The following is a 14,664-nucleotide window of genomic DNA, read 5'->3' as shown; positions in this document are numbered from 1 at the left end:
CCTATACCACTGCGGCGGATTTTGCTCCTTCCCGGGGAAACCCTCCCCGGGGGGGAATTAGTTAGGCGTCACGTCCAAGCGGACGAAGATCTTGCCCTGGCCGGTTGGGACCGTGTATTCGACGGTATTTCCAACCACGGTGGAAGCAACATTGGTCCACGTCACGAGATCCGGTGACGTTTGCACGGTGTAGGCACCGCTGTAGGCGGGATCTTTCGGCCAAGTGACCTTGCTACCCACGATTCCCGGATTGGCGGTGAAGGACGAGCCGGTGGCCCCCATGAAATACTCGATGCCGTTAGAGGTGCCGTCGTTGTCGAAGTCGAGATTCGACGCTTGACCGTTGGCGTTCGTCGCGGCCCAGCCGGTGTAGCCCCCCACGACCAGAATCGAGCCGGAGCCCGTGATGTAGCCGCCCGGGGTGGATGCGTTGTAGGTTCCGGAGCCCTGCGGCACGCCGCCGAGTGTTAGGGCACCCACGGTTTCGACTCCGGTCACTGCGACTTGGCCGGTGGTGATGACGAGCTTGCCGGTATTGGCGATGGCGGTTCCATTGATGGCCAGGACGCCTCCATTCACGGTGGTGTCACCGGTGTAGGTATTCACTCCGGTGAGGGTGAGCGTGCCTGTGCCTATCTTGGTGAGGCTGCCACCGGCGACGGTGCTACTGAGCACGCCGCTGTAGGTTGTGCTGTCGTTGTTGCCTCCCACTGTCAGGGCCACCGCGCCGACCGCGGTATTGTTGTTGTTCAGGTTGATGGCGAGGTTTCCGCTCAAGCCACCGAAGGTGTAAGTGGCCTGACCGCTCGTGCCGCCGTTACCGAACGATATGTTGGAGGCTCGGTTAGCAACATAGTTGAGGGTGCTGTTTTGCAGGGCAAGCGAGTTGGTAAGGAATAGAACGGCATTGTTCCCGCCCCCGTAACCGAAGATATTCGTTACACCAGTGAAGGTATTAGCCCCATTAAGAACAAGAAGCCCCTTATTGCTGCTGGTTGGACGATAACCAATATATGTCAGACCGCCGCTGCCGGTAATGGCGCTATTGATGTTCAGCGTGCGCGCTTGGGAAACGGAAATAATGCCTTCAACCGCGCCGAAATTGAGCGTGCCCCAGTTGGCCGAGGATCCGTCATTGCCAATCGTTCCGTTTACTCCCTGGGTGAGCGCACCGCTGGTGATCGTCAACGTATGTCCGGCCATCGTGACGCTGTTACCGCTCAACTGCAAAGCATTGATGGTCGTGTCCGCTCCAAGCGTGGGGGTTGACGACAAGCTGACGTTCGCCGTCGCCCCGGCGTTGATGTTGTTCGTCTGACCCGAGAGACCCGTTACACCCTTGGTGGCGTCATAGGTGAAAAGGGTGTTCCCCCCGTTGTCGCGCAGCCAGGGAATGACACTGGATGTGCTGCTGCCGAGCGCACCACCCCCGCCGATCAGGTTCGGGCTGGACATTGCATTCGTGAAATAGATGTTGCCCATGTTGGCCCCGGGCGTGCCGCCAAAGGTGCCGGTAAGGGTAATGAAGCTTCCCGCCGTGCGGGTGCCCATGTTGGTGAAGGTCAACATGGCGTTGGTGGCCGCGTTCGGCGTCATTGTGAGTGTGCAATAGCCTTGCAAATAAGCCGGGGAGGCAGCCGTCCCGCCGCCGAGGTTCAGGGTGGTGAAAACGTCGTTCGTGGCTTGGCTGGCCAAACCGGTGACGGTGAGGTTGCCGGTGTTGATCGTGAGGCTGTTGCCGCGAGTCACGGAAACCGCGGCACTGCCGGCGCTGCTGTCGATGGCAAGGCTCGCGCCATTGAGTGAAATGTCTGCCGAACTGGCATTTGCATCAAAGCCCCTGAGCGTGAGCGTGGCACCGGTGCCGGTGTCGCCTCCCGAATTCACGTTCAGCGCATGCGCGCCCGTGATCGTGCTCGTGATTGCGAGGTTTTTATCGGTGGCGTCATACCAATCACGCAAGTGGATGAAAGCATCGCCATTCAGCGTGATCGCTCCCCCGATTACACTGCTACTGTTCTGGGAAGCCAGCGTGCCGCCAGAATTCAAAGTCAAGGCATGCGTATCGGTGCCGGAAAAATTCGTGGAGAACACCCCATTGTTGCCAACGGTAAAGGTGGCTCCGGTCCCGACAGAAGTCGTTGTATTGTATTCGAGGATGGCGCCATCCTGGAGAGTTAGGTTGCCCGTGTAGCCGGTATTCGCAGCATTTAGAACCAGATCCGTGGCACCCACGCCGTAAACGGGAGCTCCACCGTTTCCCTTGATGGTCAGCGCTCCACTGCCCGTGAGTTTGCCCGCCCCATTCAAGATGAAGGTCGGTGTTCCAGTTGGGCTGGTGTTGGTCATCTGGATCGTGCTGGCGCTATTCACCGTGATCACATTGGTGATGCTGATGGTGGAATTGGTGGAGATCGACGTATTGAGCGTGCCGCCGTCAAGGGTGATACCAGTGGCCCCCAACTGGTTGGCCGCCGAGAAGATCAGCTTACCGCTCTGAATCGTGATCGGACCGGTTACGGTGTTGGCACCGGTGAGCGTCACCAAGCCGGTAAAGGTGCTGTTCAACGTGATCACGCCGATGGTCAGGCCTGTGGCCGTTGTCACGTTGTTCGTCGGCGTACCGGTGAAGAGCGCGTCGTTTCCACCGGTGAAGACCCCACCGGAATTCCAGTTCAAAGCGGAAGTGTTCCAAATGCCACTGGCCGCACCATCCCAAGTATCTGTTGCGGCTTGGGCTGATTGGATGATTCCCGCGAACGAAACAACGATGGCGGCGATAGGGAGCTTGCTGAGGATATTGAATTTAGGTTTCATGGATTTAGGGATAGGATTTTCGGACGGTGGATCGTGGGAGACGGGATTCGAAGTAGTGACGGTTTTTCCGGTTCGGAAAGTGGAGTCTTACTTACCATGGTAAGAAGGAAGCTTAAGGAGCATGGAGTTTCAGTTACCGTGGTAAAATAAGTTGGCCGATGCCGTTGACCTGGTGGAGGACGGCTTCGCGGAGAGGGATGCGTTTGCCTTGCCGAAGGAGTTGGAAATGAGGAATGGCCTTTGGAATGAAGTTGGCTTAACATGGAAAGCTGGCGCTCATTTTTCTCCCGCGAAACCGGGGATCGTGCGACCTTGGTCTCGTTAGGGCTTTTCGAAATCCATGAAAAATGAACCCCACTCTCATCGCATCAGCCTGCGGGACCTGGCCAAACTTGTAGGGGTCAGTCATGTGACCGTTTCGCTGGCGTTGCGGGACAGTCCCCAGATATCCGTGGCGACGAGGGAGAAGATCAAAGCTGTCGCGGAGGAGCACGGTTACCGCCCCGACCCGATGCTCACCGCGCTGTCGAACTACAGTCGCAGCAAATCCGAGGTGAAATTCCACGCGGCGGTTGGGTGGATCAACGCATGGAAAGAACCCGACAAGCTGAGGGGATACGAGGAATTCGACGCCTACTGGACAGGTGCCAATCGCGCGGCGCAAAAACTGGGCTATCGTTTGGAGGAATTCCGGATAGGTGCGGATTTTCCGATTCACCGGCTCCATCGGGTTCTATCATCCCGCGGAATTCGCGGTCTCCTTCTGCCGCCTCATTCCGAGCAACCGGACTGGGGCGACTTTCCTTGGGAGAACTATTTCGTCGTGAAGTTCGGACGTTCTCTCTATCAGCCGCAGACCCATTTGGTCACTGCGGATCAGGTTTTGAACACGGTCGGGGCGTTCGAGAAAATGCTGGAACTTGGCTACAAGCGCATCGGGTTCGTCAGCAATGAACCGTATCTGCGCGTCCACGGACATCTGTTCGAGGCGGGCTTTGTGATCGCCCAACATTCGGTTGATGCCAAACAACGTCTTCCCGTTCTGTCGCTCGCCGGTCTGAAGCCAACCGAACACGCATCCCAGCTCGAAGCATGGATCAGAAAATACCGGCCCGACGCGATTTTCTCCGACATCAGGGGGATTCTCGCTTCACTGAAGAAAGCGAAGCTGCGGGTTCCTGCGGATGTTGCGGTGGCTGCGACCACCCTCATCGACACTGGCGTGGACTCCGGCATCGACCAGCATCCTGAGGAAATCGGTCGAGTGGGAATGTTGTTGCTCAATTCCATCATCAACGACCGGGCGATCGGGACGCCATCAATCTTCCGGCAGGTTTTGGTGGAAGGATCGTGGGTGCAAGGCGGAAGCATGCCGCCCAAGGTAGGTCCCGGCGTGCCCGGATCCGTTGTCTCGCGATAGAAAAGTTTCGTTTATTTTTCAGGTTACATACCATGGTAAGCAACGAAGAGTGCACGATTCGCCCGGAGTCTGCGTTTGGATGTCCGCCCCGATCCACCGGTGAAAAGACCGCGAGACTCTGTCAAACCCAATGAGCGAACCCACCATCCCGGAAAAGCCCTACATTGCCCCCGGCCGGGACATCCGCGCGTGGGCCATCGGCGGCATCACAACCAATGCGCTGATCTGTCTCTACGGCCAGGCCATGAACTTCTTCACGGTTGGCTTCGGTTGGAGCGCGGCGCTCGTGGGCACTGCGATGGCGTTTCCGCGGATCATCGATGCCCTCATCGATCCGTTCATGGGGCAGCTTTCCGACAAGACCAACACGCGCTGGGGCCGTCGGAAACCGTTCCTCGTCATAGGATCGGTGCTCGCCAGCCTGTTTATTTTCGGGCTGTGGTGGGGTGATAGCAGTTGGAGTAAAAACGGGCAGGTCGCCTATCTCGCCGTTGTCGGCACCCTGTTCTACGTTTCGTGGGGTGTCTATGCCATGGCGTGGACGGCTCTCGGCTACGAACTAACGGACGATTACAACGAGCGGTCCCGCATTTCCGCCTTTGCCGGCTACTTCACTTCAGCGGTCCTTCTCCTGAACGCATGGACCTACTGGTTCGCCTTGAGACCCTTGTTCCATAACGGCGTGATTGCCACGGTGAAGGATCTGTTTTCCCGCGGCATCGACTTTCCCCACATGGGACTGGTTCTATCAAACGCCTTCAGAACAGTGCAAGGCGCGCCCGTCAACGAGGTCAATGGTATCCGCTGGATCGCCACCGGAGTGGTGATCGTCGCCCTTGCCGCGGCGTTCTACACCACGCGGAATTGCAAGGAACGGTTCAAGGATGCGGGCAAAGTGAACCATACGCCGATTCTCAAAGCGCTCGCGGAAACCTTTAAAAACAGGCCGTTCGTGATTCTCATGCTCTACAAGCTGTTCCAGTTGTTCGGCGAGCGGGTGTTCCAGGGACTGCTGTTCTACATCGGTATCTACTATATTTTCGGAGGTGATAAGAATGCCGCGGGTGCTCTAACTGGAAGTGCGGGAATCTATGCCTGCATCCTGGGCTTCTGCATGCTGCCACTCATCCGGCCTATCAGTGTGAAGCTCGGCAAACGCGCCGGACTGATCATTCCGTCGCTCGTCGCGCTGGTGCTGTTGATTTGCCAACCGTTCCTGCTGACGCCATCCCATCCCTATCTGCTTCTGATTCCGCTGCTGGTGCTCGCGCCGCTGTCGGTGATTAGCGCGACCATGATGAATGCCATTGTCCCCGACATCTGCGATCTCGACGAGCTGGAGCATGGCGAGCGGCGCGAGGGGCTTTTCACATCCGTGACAGCGTTCATGAACAAGTTGGAAATATCGCTTTCAGTGCTGATCGTCGGCTACCTCGTGAACTTCTCAGGTGTGGATCCCAAGACCACCATCCAGCAACCCGAGGTCCTGCAGAAACTGCTCTGGTTCGCGATCGGGCCCGGCATTTTCTTCGCTGGCGGGGCTTTCGTCACGGCCTGTTGTTTTAAATTGAATGAGGAGTCCATGAATGGCGTGCGCAGAGCATTGGAAGACCGCCGGGCCGCCAAGGCACTGGCCGTGAAACCCGTGGAAACGACTTAATCCCGTGGTTAAAGCCCAACCGGACGTGTTCCCAAACAACCTGCTGATTTCCCTCTGATGAATCCATCCATCGCAACTTCAGATTCCACAAAACCGATTCATCCCGGTGAAGTCTGGAATGACACCAACGGTGTGCCGATCAACGCGCATGGTGGTGGAATTCTTTTTCACGAGGGCACCTTCTGGTGGTTCGGAGAGCACAAGATCGCGGGAGAAGAGGGGAACCGGGCGCATGTCGGCGTGCATGTCTACACATCGCAAGATCTAGCGGAATGGACCGATGCCGGCATCGCGCTGACGGTCGACGATTCCCCGGGAAGTGAGATTCCGACGGGATGCGTGCTGGAACGGCCGAAGGTGATTTTCAACCCGAGGACCGGAAAATTCGTGATGTGGTTCCACTTGGAGCCGAAGGGCGGCGGCTACGAGGGAGCCCGCAGCGCCGTGGCGATCGCCGACAAGCCAGCGGGACCCTATCAGTTTCTCCACAGCTTGCGGCCCAACGCCGGAGTCTGGCCGGAAAACGTGCAAGCTGTCGACAAGTGCCGTCTAACGATAGATGAGGCGGATGACCTCGCGGCTCTCGGCCTGGGTGGCGCTCCGTTCCCATGGTATCCGAAGAACATCTGCTATCGTCGTGATTTCGAAGGTGGCCAGATGGCGCGAGACATGACGCTCTTCCTCGATGACGACGGCGCGGCCTATCATATCTACGCCTCCGAGAACAACGGGACGCTGCATATTTCCCAGCTCGACGATGATTTCACCATGCACGCCGGGCGCTACATCCGCATTTTTCCCGGACGCTTCCACGAAGCTCCGGCTCTAATGAAAGAGGGCGGCCGTTATTTCCTTTTCTCTTCCGACTGCACCGGTTGGGCACCCAATACAGCGCGCCTCAGCTCGGCACCCTCGATCTGGGGACCGTGGGAGGAACATGGCAATCCTTGTCTCGGACCGGGCGCGTTGATCGCGAACTGCTTCGAGTCGCAGCCAAATTTCATCCTGCCGGTCCCCGGGGAAATCGACAGGTTCGTTTTCATGGCCGACCGCTGGCGTCCGAGGAATCCGATCGATGGGCGGTATGTGTGGCTGCCGATTGCTTTCCAGCATGGAATGCCGACGGTTTCCTGGCACGACACTTGGACTCTCCCGTCGCATCCAATCTCATCCGCACCCACACTCGAATGATCGGATGGATGTCCGCCGTGTTCCACTTCCGGATCGTAAGCAAAATTCTTCGCCTTAATTTTCCATGGAAACCTTCAAACAATATGTCCAAGCCGATGTTTCGGGACATTTTGTCTTCCAACAATCTCCGTCCCAGTGGTCCCTTCATAACTTAGCGGGACCTCTAAAACCAACTTCTCCATGAGTCCCCCAGTGACCACCCAACCGCCCGCCGCGCTCGCCGCGGGTTTCCGCGAGGCGTTCGACCTCTGTGTTTCCAAAACCCGCCGGAATCTACCCGATCTTGCGAAATCCGGCCGCACTTGGGCGTTCGCCGCGGACGGCGACTATCCGGCGTGGAAGGAAGGCTTTTTCGAAATCGGCAATTGGACCACCTCCTTCTTCACGGGCATGGGTGTGCTGGCTTGGCTGGACACTGCGGACGAAGAATTTCTCCGCGACCTTGCGCTCAGCGAGCCGAATTACGTTGCCAAGATGGAAGGCGGAAATGCGGTGGAAACCATGCACGATCTTGGCTTCCTCTACTCGCTCTATTCGGTCGCGCTTTACAAGGCGACGGGCGAGGCGCGCCACCGCACCCTCGGTCTGTGCGCCGCCGAAGTGCTGGCCGCCCGTTTCATTCCCGAAGGAAATTACATCCGCGCCTGGGGGCGGATGGACGAGCCTGAAAGTGACTATGCCGGACTGGCGATCATCGACTGCATGATGAACCTGCCGCTGCTTTACTGGGCGTCCGAGGAAACCGGCGACCCGCGCTTCAAGGACATCGCCGTCCGCCATTCCAACACGACGCTCACGCATTTCATCCGTGCGGACGACTCGGTCTATCATGCCTATCGGTTTGATAGGGAAGGGAAGCCCGCGGAGGGCGACAACTACTGCGGCAACTTCGTCGAATCGCAATGGGCGCGCGGCACCGCTTGGGCGATGTATGGCTTTGCGATGGGCTACCGCCACACCGGCGACGAGCGCTACCTCGACGCAGCCCTGCGGGTGAGCCGCAAGTTTGTATCCCTGCTAGACCGGGAAGTGGTTCCCATCTGGGATTTCCGGCTGTCTCCGGCCGAGTCGCAGATCCGCGACTCTTCCGCCGCCGCCGTTGCCGCCTGCGCGGTCCAGGAACTGGAGAGCCTCGGCAAATCGGAACCGGTCCTGACCCGCGCCAAGGAAGAGTTGTTAGCCCGATTGCTGTCGCCCGACTACCTAGAAGTGGATCCCGCCTGCCGCGGTGTGCTCAAGCACGGTCAGATAGGTGATGGCGTCGGCAAGGCGCGGATTGCCTACACCAGTTGGGGCGACTATTATTTCATGGAAGCCCTCGGTCGCGAGCTCGGCATCCCCGTCACCTGGTGGTAATCCGATCATGCGCGAGTATCTATTTTCCAAGGTTTTCGGCGATACGCTGGTTCGATATCCGTTCGATGTCGCGACCGGAATCGTCGGGCTTGAACTGATTCCAGCGAGTCTGATAGGTGACATCGTTCCTCCGCGTGAAAGCCTGCGTGGCGAAGCGTTCATCGATGTGTTGCCGGGAAATGATCCCTGGCCGGCGAGGCCGGTGGAATCGCTTCTGCAACTCAAGCTGGTCGGTGATCAATATCCCGGCGCATTCGCCCAAGGTCACACCATGCGGAATTCCGGCACGGTCGCGGCTTTTCGTTATGAGGGCCAGGAGGTGACACAAAAAGCCAACGGCGTTGTCATCACGACCTGTTTGTCACGTCCGGATGGCTGCCGCGCCGAGCACCGGCTCGATTGGAACCATGCCGACCTCGCGTTCACCGTTAGCACGTCTGTCACCAATGGTTCGTCCTCGCCGGTGACCTTGGAAATGCTTGCAAGTTTTTCGTTGAGCGGCATCACGCCGTTTCATGTCGCGGATGCGGAAGGTCGTCTGAAAGTCCACCGGTTCCGGTCCGGTTGGAGCGCGGAAGGTCGCCACGAGTGCCGCGGCATTGAGGAACTCCACCTCGAACGCTCATGGAGCGGTGCCGGCGCGTTCAGCGAGCGCTTCGGCCAGTTAGGAACGATGCCGGTGCGGCGGTGGTTCCCGTTTGTCGCCGTGGAGGACACTGTGCCCGGCGTGATCTGGGGCGCGCAGCTCGCGTGGGCCGGATCATGGCAGATGGAGATTTTCCGCCAGCATGACGACGTTTGTCTATCAGGCGGAGTGGCCGATCGCGAGTTCGGTCACTGGATGAAGACGCTCCAGCCGGGCGAGACACTGGAAACTCCGACAGCGACCCTTGCCTGCGTCCACGGCGATTTCGACGCCCTCTGCGACCGCCTCACCGCCATGCAGGACGCGGCGGTGAATCTGCAGCCGGAAGTGGAACAGGACCTGCCCGTCATCTTCAACGAATGGTGCACCACTTGGGGCGATCCCAGCCACGACAACCTGTGCTCCATGGCGGACCGATTGAAAGGTTCCGGCGTCCGCTATCTCGTCATCGACGCCGGTTGGTATAAGGCGGACGGGACTGACTGGAGCAGCGGCCACGGCGATTGGAATCCCAGCGCCAAGCTCTTTCCTAACGGCCTGAAAGCCGCCGCCGATGCGATCCGCGAACGCGGGCTCATCCCCGGCCTGTGGTTTGAAATGGAAACCGTTGGCTCGCAGAGCAGCACCTTCGCGCTCGGAAGCCATTTCCTCATGCGTGATGGCATTCCGGTCACCGTCCGTGAGCGGCGTTTCTGGGATTTGAGCGATCCCGCCGCCGTCGCTTATCTCACGCGGAAAGTGATCGATCTGTTGGAAAGCTGCGGTTTCGGATATTTGAAGGTGGACTACAACGAAACCGCCGGACTGGGCTGCGATCACCCGGATTCGCAAGGCGAGGGCCTGCGGAAACAGATCGAAGGCACCTACGGTTTTTTTGATCTCATCCGTCAGAGGTTGCCCGATCTGGTGATTGAAAATTGTTCCTCCGGCGGTCACCGGTTGGAACCTTCGATGCTGGCCCGCACGGCGATGTCGTCGTTTTCCGACGCCCATGAACTGGTGGAAATCCCGATCATCGCCGCAAATCTCCACCGCCTCCTTCTTCCCAGGCAGAACCAAATCTGGGCCGTGCTGCATCCGCATGATTCATTGCAACGGATTGGTTACAGCCTGGCGGCGACGTTTCTCGGGCGCATGTGTCTATCAGGCGGCATCGAAAAATTGCCTGATGCTTCATGGGCGCTCGTCCGCGAAGCCATCGCGCTCTATGCCAAGGCGGCTCCGGTCATCAAATACGGCACAAGCCGTAGATTTGGAAATGTCGGCAAAAGCTGGCGGCATCCGCAGGGGTGGCAGGCCGTCGTGCGGACTTCCGGCAATCTCGCGCTGGTGGTGTTCCATGCATTCGCCAACGCTCCGGAAAAAGTTTCCATCCCGCTGTTCGGCGACTGGGACTTGTTGGAAAGTTTCGGCAATGATTCGGCGGACGCTTCGGGCGGGACCCTCGTGCTGCGGACCGGCGGTGATTTCAACGGCGCGGTGTTTCTTCTCAGCCCGCGATGAACGTGGATTCGGGACCCGGAAGTCAGTGCCGGCCATTCTATCAGTCATCTGAAATGCAAACGATCATCCAACACCGCTTCCTCGCCATCGACGAAGGCCTTGCGCATCTCCTGCACATCGACGAGGCGGATCCATCGCAGGACTGGATCGTTTCCATCGGCCATCCGCAGTCGCGGGACATGCAGTTGATAGGAAACGGACGCGTGCTCGTCGGGCATCATCACGGCTGGTCGGAATTTGAAATCGCCACTGGCAGGGTGCTCGCTGAGTTCGCGGGCTATGAAGGCGTCACGGCCGTTCGTCGCCAGCCGGATGGCCATACCATCGTCGCCGGCGTGGACATCGCGGGAGTCACCGGGGTCGTAATCCTGGAATTGGATGAAACGAACACCGAGATCCAGCGCGCGATCTATCCGGGCGACTATGTCCGGCTGATCCGGCAGACAGGGCAGGGGACCTTCCTCATGTCCTGCAACGACCGCATCCGCGAAGGCGATCGCGAAGGGAATTACCTTCGCGAGTTTCCGGTCGAAGGATTCTATCATGCTTGGAAATCGCTGCGCCTTCCGAATGGAAACCTACTCATTTCCGCGGGCTACGGCGCGTTCATGGTCGAGCTGGACCCCGCCGGGGGGATCATCCGCAAGTTCGGCGGCAAGGACCATGTGCCGGAAGCGGTGAATCCGTTCTTCTACGCGATGTTCCAACTCCTTCCTAACAATCATATCGTTCTCGCGAACTGGCAGGGTCACGGCGAGGGCTTCGGGGAATCGGGAGTTCAACTGCTGGAGTTCGACGTGGCGGGAAAAATCGTCTGGCAGTGGAGCGACGCCAGCCGGATTTCATCGCTACAGGGCGTGCTCGTTCTCGACGGGCTGGACCTCGGTTTGCTCCACGATGAACGCGAGGGCACGCCGCTGCCGCTCTAGCCGGATATTAACGGGACGAAAGACGTGAGAATTACCACGCGAGGAGATTGAAAATGAAAAGCATATTGGTTATTGTTGTGGCGCTCGTTTCGCCCCTGAAAGCCGCCGAGTGGCAATGGTCGGTGCCCGAGGGCAGCGGCCGGGCATTCCTGTGGATCCCGCCGGACTGTGAGAAAGTCCGTGCGGTCATCGTGGGGCAGCACAACATGCTTGAGGAATGCGTGCTGGAGCATCCCGTCTTCCGGGCAGAGATGGCGCGGCTGGGGATTGCGGAAGTCTGGGTGGCTCCGAATTTCAAAGATGGCGCATCCATTGAACAGGGCGCCGGCGAACGCGCTGAAATCGCTTTGAAGTCTCTAGCAGCGGAATCCGGCTATGAAGAATTGGACCGGGCGCCGGTCGTCCCGATCGGCCACTCGGCGTGCGCGACATTCCCATGGAACTACGCAGCCACTTATCCCGCCCGCACTTTGGCGGTATTGTCCGTCCATGGCGATGCTCCGCAAACGAGTCTAACCGGCAATGGCAAGCCACGGATGGATTGGGGCGACAGGAACATCGACGGCATTCCCGGGCTGTATTCGATCGGTGAATACGAGTGGATGGACGAACGGGTCATTCCAGGGCTGGAGTTCCGCAAAAAATTCCCGAAGTCCTGTATCGCGATGCTGGCCGAGCCCGGACAGGGCCATTTCGCGGCAGGTGATGAGTTGGTGGAGTTCCTTGCGATGTTCGTCCGCAAGGCCGCGCAAGCGAGGTTGCCGGAGGTGGCGGGCGGGGCGCTGAAAGCGGTGGATCCTGGAAAAGGCTGGCTCCTCCAGCGGTGGAAAATCCGCGAGGGAAGGAGCATCCCGCCGGCTCCGGTGGCCTCCTATCAGGGCGATCCGGGCGACGCTTTCTGGGCCTTCGACGCAGAGATGGCCACCGCCATCCAGAACTATCAGTCCAAGGTCCTAGGGAAAAAGCCCCAGCTTCTCGGCTTCGTGCAAGAGGGGAAAACCGTGCCGCAAGAGGACCGGCACGAACAGGTAAAGTTGAAATTTATCCCGGAGGACGATGGCATCACATTCTCGTTAGGGACTTCGTTTCTGGGTGAAGTCGAGGCGGGTTCGAAAAATCTCGCGCGCTGGACGGGCCTGCCGGTGGGAACGCCCATTGGACATGCAACGAGTGAAACCGAGATCCGCCGCATCACCGGTCCGTTCGCGGTGATCGGCAAGAACCGCTTCGAAATCCGCCTGAACCGCACATGGAATCCTGCGGACAAGCGCAACAACCAGCTTTGGTTCGCGGCCCGCAATCCCGGCGATGGCGACTACGTTCCTGCCGTCCAGCAGGCGATGATGACCTTCGAACCTAACGATTCCGGCAAGCCCCAGACAATTGTTTTCCCGGAAATCGCCGACGTGAAGGCGTCCGTTGGCGAAATCCCCCTGGCAGCCACCTCGGACTCCGGCATGAAAGCCAGCTATTATATCCGCGAAGGCCCGGCGGAGGTGGAAGGCGACGTTCTGAAGCTAACAAAAATTCCGCCGCACGCGAAATTTCCCGTAAAAGTCACCGTCGTCGCCTGGCAATGGGGCAACCGGCAGGTCAATACCGCCTCTAACGTCGAACGACGCATTTTCATCAATCCATGAAAACCATGGCCCGCGGTTGCCAACGGTCTTGTTTAATCGCCAACAGTCGCCAATGGATAGCCGGAGACAAAATGGGCACGCCCGGTTGAAATCGATTTGCCGGATCGCCGCTTCGGACGGGAAATCTTACATCCCCGCCTGTTTTTCCCCTACAAATGGGAGCTTGTCTCCTTTTGAGGAAGGGATAACCTCGCCTCTATTCCATCATGAAAACAAAACTCATCCCCTCACTATTCGCGCTGTCCGCCGTGCTCGCCGGCCATAGCCTGGCTCTTACTGAGGTCACCGAGGATTTCGGAACCGGTAAACTCGATGACCTCCTCTGGTATCAACATCGGGAAGCTAAAGGCAAGTTCAGCCAGGCCGACGGCGTGCTCAACTACACCGCCCGTGCCAAGACCACTCCTAAGGACTTCGCCTCGATCGAGTTGCTCACCAGCCAGCCCGGTTACAACGAGAATTGGGAAATGTCGCTCGACCTCTCCGACACTTCCGTGCTCGCGAGAAACGCGGGCATCGGCTTCATGATCTTTAACGTGGCTGATCGCGGCGATCGGCTCTATGTGGAATTCTTCGGCACCTCCGGCATGGCCGCCGGGGTATTCACCAACGGCAATCCCGCTCCCGCCGTCAAGCTCTCCACCAAGGCCGGACTTTCCAAAGGCGGTATCCGCGTCCGCTTCAACAAGAAGACGAAGCTGCTGACCTTCTACGTTTCCAAAACCACTTCAAGCGAAGGCTACGAGTGGGTGAAACTCGGAACCTACTCGCCCACCGGCTCCGGTGGCGACGTTAATGGCGTATGGAAAATGAAAGCCGCCGACGGTGCCTTCGGCATCCAGCTTTTCGGCTTCGATTTGGCCAAACCCGTCTCTGCAGGCAAGCTGACCATCGATAACTTCAAGCTGGCGACGCCCTAACGAAAGTCAGTCATATTTCACACGAAAGCCGCGGCCTCATCAGAGCGTCCGTGGCTTTTTTGTGATCCTGATGTCCTGAAATAGGGGAGTCGCAACATTCCTGTCATGGGTGGATGCGCGTCTATCAGTCGTCCGGAGTTCAAGCTTCAGCTTGTCTTCATGAAGAGCACGCTGAAGACGTGAACTCCGGACGGCCTCTCGGTGGCAGGTGCTGAAGGGCGTTTCGGCGATGACCCGTGGCAAACGATCTAGCCTGCTACCCGGCGCTCTGCTTCTCGCCATATGCCCGCATCATTTCCGTCACCAGCAACCCGTTGATCGTCATCCCGGTCACGTCGCAATTTTCGATCACCACCTCGCTCAGATTCACATCGTTGAATCGTGTCCCGCTGAAGTTGATGTCGGTGAATTCAGACTGCGAGAGATTCACATCCGTGAACTTCGCCTCGCGCAGATTCACATCGGTAAATGACGAACCTGCTAGATCTGAGTTTTTTGCTATCAGGGTTTCATGAATGTTGCTGATGTTCATAGAGCTTCCCATTTCTTGTTTCTGGCTTCTTGATTCTAGTTTCTAAAATC

The 14,664-nt window shown here is 58.4% G+C and carries 10 protein-coding genes; 8 read left to right on the top strand and 2 right to left on the bottom strand.

Translation table 11 applies throughout. The annotated features are described in order from the left end of the window. Positions 1 to 57: 57 nt before the first annotated feature. Positions 58 to 2,817, bottom strand: coding sequence for an autotransporter-associated beta strand repeat-containing protein (locus ABIQ96_RS14240; RefSeq protein WP_348215276.1), 2,760 nt, complete (start codon positions 2,815 to 2,817; stop codon positions 58 to 60). A gap of 340 nt (positions 2,818 to 3,157) precedes the next feature. On the opposite strand from ABIQ96_RS14240, the gene ABIQ96_RS14235 reads away from it, so the two are divergent. From ABIQ96_RS14235 to ABIQ96_RS14200, 8 genes are all read left to right on the top strand, one after another. Beyond that, entirely contained in the window at positions 3,158 to 4,237 is a 1,080-nt protein-coding gene (locus ABIQ96_RS14235) for a LacI family DNA-binding transcriptional regulator (protein WP_348215275.1), read from the top strand. A gap of 130 nt (positions 4,238 to 4,367) precedes the next feature. Further along, positions 4,368 to 5,897 carry an MFS transporter gene (locus ABIQ96_RS14230; protein ID WP_348215274.1) on the top strand — a complete coding sequence of 510 codons (1,530 nt, stop codon included), beginning with the start codon at positions 4,368 to 4,370 and terminating at the stop codon, positions 5,895 to 5,897. A gap of 57 nt (positions 5,898 to 5,954) precedes the next feature. Continuing rightward, positions 5,955 to 7,088 (top strand): glycoside hydrolase family 43 protein, encoded by a 1,134-nt coding sequence (locus ABIQ96_RS14225; protein WP_348215273.1) that lies wholly within the window; start codon positions 5,955 to 5,957, stop codon positions 7,086 to 7,088. A gap of 180 nt (positions 7,089 to 7,268) precedes the next feature. Continuing rightward, positions 7,269 to 8,444: a glycoside hydrolase family 88 protein gene (locus tag ABIQ96_RS14220; RefSeq protein ID WP_348215272.1), complete on the top strand. Its 1,176-nt coding sequence runs from the start codon at positions 7,269 to 7,271 to the stop codon at positions 8,442 to 8,444. 7 nt (positions 8,445 to 8,451) lie between these two features. Further along, on the top strand, positions 8,452 to 10,593 hold the full coding sequence (locus tag ABIQ96_RS14215; RefSeq protein WP_348215271.1) for a glycoside hydrolase family 36 protein: 2,142 nt from the start codon (positions 8,452 to 8,454) through the stop codon (positions 10,591 to 10,593). Between the two features lie 53 nt (positions 10,594 to 10,646). Then, positions 10,647 to 11,522 carry a hypothetical protein gene (locus ABIQ96_RS14210; RefSeq protein WP_348215270.1) on the top strand — a complete coding sequence of 292 codons (876 nt, stop codon included), beginning with the start codon at positions 10,647 to 10,649 and terminating at the stop codon, positions 11,520 to 11,522. Between the two features lie 53 nt (positions 11,523 to 11,575). Continuing rightward, entirely contained in the window at positions 11,576 to 13,162 is a 1,587-nt protein-coding gene (locus ABIQ96_RS14205; RefSeq protein ID WP_348215269.1) for a hypothetical protein, read from the top strand. 206 nt (positions 13,163 to 13,368) lie between these two features. Next, positions 13,369 to 14,082, top strand: coding sequence for a hypothetical protein (locus tag ABIQ96_RS14200; protein ID WP_348215268.1), 714 nt, complete (start codon positions 13,369 to 13,371; stop codon positions 14,080 to 14,082). Positions 14,083 to 14,338: 256 nt separating this feature from the next. Here ABIQ96_RS14200 and ABIQ96_RS14195 read toward each other — a convergent pair whose 3' ends face one another. Then, positions 14,339 to 14,614, bottom strand: a complete 276-nt coding sequence (locus tag ABIQ96_RS14195) for a pentapeptide repeat-containing protein (RefSeq protein WP_348215267.1) — start codon at positions 14,612 to 14,614, stop codon at positions 14,339 to 14,341. Positions 14,615 to 14,664 lie beyond the last annotated feature (50 nt).

Origin of the sequence: Luteolibacter sp. (assembly GCF_039920825.1) — a bacterium.
Taxonomy (GTDB): domain Bacteria; phylum Verrucomicrobiota; class Verrucomicrobiia; order Verrucomicrobiales; family Akkermansiaceae; genus Luteolibacter.
This window is presented reverse-complemented; position numbering and strand designations above follow the sequence as displayed.

What these genes read in the sequence shown, in the direction of transcription:
- ABIQ96_RS14210 (WP_348215270.1), top strand. Translation starts at nt 10,647, where the DNA reads ATGCAAACGATCATCCAACACCGCTTCCTCGCCATCGACGAAGGCCTT.
- ABIQ96_RS14220 (WP_348215272.1), top strand. Translation starts at nt 7,269, where the DNA reads ATGAGTCCCCCAGTGACCACCCAACCGCCCGCCGCGCTCGCCGCGGGT.
- ABIQ96_RS14200 (WP_348215268.1), top strand. Translation starts at nt 13,369, where the DNA reads ATGAAAACAAAACTCATCCCCTCACTATTCGCGCTGTCCGCCGTGCTC.
- ABIQ96_RS14230 (WP_348215274.1), top strand. Translation starts at nt 4,368, where the DNA reads ATGAGCGAACCCACCATCCCGGAAAAGCCCTACATTGCCCCCGGCCGG.
- ABIQ96_RS14225 (WP_348215273.1), top strand. Translation starts at nt 5,955, where the DNA reads ATGAATCCATCCATCGCAACTTCAGATTCCACAAAACCGATTCATCCC.
- ABIQ96_RS14205 (WP_348215269.1), top strand. Translation starts at nt 11,576, where the DNA reads ATGAAAAGCATATTGGTTATTGTTGTGGCGCTCGTTTCGCCCCTGAAA.
- ABIQ96_RS14240 (WP_348215276.1), bottom strand. Translation starts at nt 2,817, where the DNA reads ATGAAACCTAAATTCAATATCCTCAGCAAGCTCCCTATCGCCGCCATC.
- ABIQ96_RS14195 (WP_348215267.1), bottom strand. Translation starts at nt 14,614, where the DNA reads ATGAACATCAGCAACATTCATGAAACCCTGATAGCAAAAAACTCAGAT.
- ABIQ96_RS14235 (WP_348215275.1), top strand. Translation starts at nt 3,158, where the DNA reads ATGAAAAATGAACCCCACTCTCATCGCATCAGCCTGCGGGACCTGGCC.
- ABIQ96_RS14215 (WP_348215271.1), top strand. Translation starts at nt 8,452, where the DNA reads ATGCGCGAGTATCTATTTTCCAAGGTTTTCGGCGATACGCTGGTTCGA.